At 74.1% G+C, this 3,025-nt stretch carries 4 protein-coding genes; all 4 read left to right on the top strand.

Annotated features, from left to right (window positions below; genetic code table 11):
• Positions 1 to 216, top strand: a 216-nt coding sequence (locus ACTUAL_RS21325) for an aminotransferase class III-fold pyridoxal phosphate-dependent enzyme (RefSeq protein ID WP_440901489.1), incomplete at its 5' end; no start/stop codon positions are given.
• Between the two features lie 98 nt (positions 217 to 314).
• On the top strand, positions 315 to 1,700 hold the full coding sequence (locus ACTUAL_RS21320) for a DUF2252 domain-containing protein (protein ID WP_096492170.1): 1,386 nt from the start codon (positions 315 to 317) through the stop codon (positions 1,698 to 1,700).
• 29 nt (positions 1,701 to 1,729) lie between these two features.
• Positions 1,730 to 2,434 carry a histidine phosphatase family protein gene (locus tag ACTUAL_RS21315; protein WP_096492171.1) on the top strand — a complete coding sequence of 235 codons (705 nt, stop codon included), beginning with the start codon at positions 1,730 to 1,732 and terminating at the stop codon, positions 2,432 to 2,434.
• 51 nt (positions 2,435 to 2,485) lie between these two features.
• Positions 2,486 to 3,025 (top strand): HipA family kinase (locus ACTUAL_RS21310; protein WP_440901488.1); only part of this gene is annotated, 540 nt, incomplete at its 3' end.

The raw sequence follows: 3,025 nt of genomic DNA, 5'->3' as shown, positions 1-3,025 counted from the left end.
GGCATCGCGGCAGTGCGCGGACGCGGACTGTGGGCCGGGGTCGACATCGATCCTCGGGCCAAGACCGGCCGCGAGGTGTCGATGCTGCTGCGCGACCAGGGGGTCCTGTGCAAGGAGACCCGCGAGTCCACCCTGCGCGTCGCGCCGCCGCTCGTGATCACCCGCGAGGAGCTGGACCACGGCGTGGACGCGCTGGCCGAGGTGCTGTCCCGTTAGGACGGTTCGTCCGGGTGGACCGCTTCGTCCCCGGTGATCTCCGGGGAAATCGAGCAATCCGGAGCGATCACCGCCCCCGTGCGCGCATCATCGTCCGCATGGGTGAGCGCAAGCGGGCGTTGGCGGCCAAGGCGCTGGGGCGGTGGACCGAGCCGGACGAGGTGCGGGCGCGCGGCCGGGAGCTGCGCGCCACCACCGGCCCCGAGGCGCACCGGGAGTTCGTCACGGCCCCGGACCGCCCCTCCGTCGTGGAGTACGTGACCGCCACGAACGAGGGACGCCTGCCGCACCTCGTGCCACTGCGCCTCCAGCGGATGCTCGCCTCCCCGTTCGCGTTCTTCCGGGGCAGCGCGGGCCTGATGGCGGGCGACCTGGCCGCAGGCCCCCGCAGCGGGCCCACCGCCCAGCTGTGCGGCGACGCGCACGCGGCCAACTTCGGGCTGTACGGCACGCCCGAGGGCAAGATCGTCATGGACGTCAACGACTTCGACGAGACGCTCCCCGGCCCGTGGGAGTGGGACCTCAAGCGCCTGGCCGCCTCGCTCGTGCTCGCGGGCCGCGAGGGCGGCGTGTCCGAGAAGGGCTGCCGAGGCGCCGCCGAGGACGCCGTGCGCGCCTACCGGGGCGCCGTCCGGCACCTCGCCGCCCTGCCGTTCCTGGAGTCCTGGAGCGCGCTCGGCGACGAGTCCGTGCTGTCCAGGGCCAAGGCCGACGACCTCGGCGAGGAGTTCGCCAAGGCCGCCGCCAAGGCCCGCCGCAACACCAGCGCCAAGGTCGCCGCCAAGTGGACCACCCGCGAGGACGGGCACTGGCGCTTCGCCACCGACCCGCCCGTGCTCGACCGGGTCACCGAGGACACCGCCCGCGCCGTCGTGGACGCCCTGCCGTCCTACGTGGACACCCTGCGCGAGTCCCGCTACAACCTGATCATGCGCTACGGCGTGTCCGACGTGGCGTTCCGCGTCGTCGGCACCGGCAGCGTCGGGCTGCGCAGCTACCTGGTCCTGATGCACGGCAACGGCGACGAGGCGCTCGTGCTCCAGGTCAAGGAGGCCAGGCCCTCCGCGCTCGCGCCGTTCCTCGGCCTGCCGCCCGCCAGGCACGAGGGCAAGCGGATCGTGCACGGCGCCCGGCTCGTGCAGGCCGAGACCGACATCCTGCTCGGCTGGACCACCGTGCAGGGGCGGCCGTTCATCGTCCGGCAGTTCCGCAACCGCAAGGGCGAGATCGACCCGACCCTGCTGGGGCGCGCCGAGCTGGAGGACTACGGCCGGTTCGCAGGCGCCCTGCTCGCCCGCGCGCACAGCCGCTCCCTGGACCCCAGGCTGCTCGACGGCTACTTCACCGGCGCGGGGCAGGAGTTCGACGAGGCCTTCGCCGGGTACGCCGTCGACTGCGCGGACCGCACCCGTGCGGACCACGCCGAGTTCGTCCGGGCGGTCCACTCGGGGGTGTTCCCCGCCCTCGGCGTGGAACACGGGTAACGGGCATCGCGCGCGGGTACGTTGCCGGCGTGACGGACTTCGCGTGGGTCGGGCTCATCAGGCACGCCGAGAGCACAGGGAACGTGGCCAGGGAGGTCGCCGAGTCGAGCGCCCTCCACTTCATCGACATCGACGAGCGCGACGCGGACGTCCCGCTGTCGCCGGAGGGCGAGCGCCAGGGCGCCGCGCTCGCCGCGCACTTCGCCGCGCTGCCCGAGGGCGAGCTGCCGGACGTCGTGGTCGCCTCCCCGTGCCGCAGGGCGCTGCACACCGCCATGCTCGCCCTGCCCGACCACCCGGTCGCGCTGGTGGACGAGCGGCTGCGCGACCGCGAGCTCGGCGCGCTCGACCTGCTGACCCGGCGCGGCCTCGCCCACCGCTACCCGGAGGAGCTGGCCCGCAAGCGCAGGCTCGGCAAGTTCTACTACCGGCCGCCGGGCGGTGAGTCCTGGGCCGACGTGGCGCTGCGGCTGCGGTCCCTGCTCGGCGACCTGGAGCGGCAGCACGGCGGCAAGCGGGTGCTGCTCGTCGCGCACGAGGTGACCGCGCTGCTGCTGCGCTACCTCCTGGAGGGCGTGCCCGAGCCGGAGCTGCTGGAGCACGCGCGCACCACCGTCGTGCCGAACGCCTCGCTGACCGCGTGGGAGCGGGTCGGCGACGGCTACCTGCTGCGCGCCGCGCACACCACCGCGCACCTGGGCGACCTCGACCCGCTGGCGGTCGGCGGCCTGTGACACCGGGTTGCTCGTTGGCGCGCACGCTCGACCGCCGTCGATGATGTGCCGGTGAACTCGCCAACCGGGCTGCGCACCGTCGCGGCCACCCGAGACGTCACGCCCTTCCGGGAGGGCGGCTCCCTGCCGGGGCTCGTCGAGGCCGACGACCTCGGCATGTACGTGCTGAAGTTCCGGGGCGCGGGCCAGGGCGTCAAGGTGCTCGTCGCCGAGATCGTCGTCGGCGAGCTGGCCCGCCGCCTCGGCTTCCGCGTCCCGGAGATCGTCCTGGTCGAGCTCGACCCGGAGCTGGCCCGCTCCGAGCCCGACCAGGAGGTGCAGGAGCTGCTGCGCGCCAGCGGCGGCCTCAACATCGGGCTCGACTACCTGCCCGGCTCGTTCGACTACAACCCCGTCGTGCGCGCGCCGGAGCCCGCCGAGGCCACCAGGCTGCTGTGGCTCGACGGCCTCGTGCTCAACGTCGACCGCAGCTGGCGCAACCCGAACACCCTGCTGTGGCACCGGAAGCTGTGGCTGATCGACCACGGCGCCGCCCTCTACCCGCACCACTACTGGCGCGCCGACCGGTTCCCCGCCGACCGCTACCGGTTC

The organism is Actinosynnema sp., from assembly GCF_052038725.1.
Note: the sequence above shows the minus strand (reverse complement) of the source record. Positions and strands in the feature narration are given on the sequence as shown.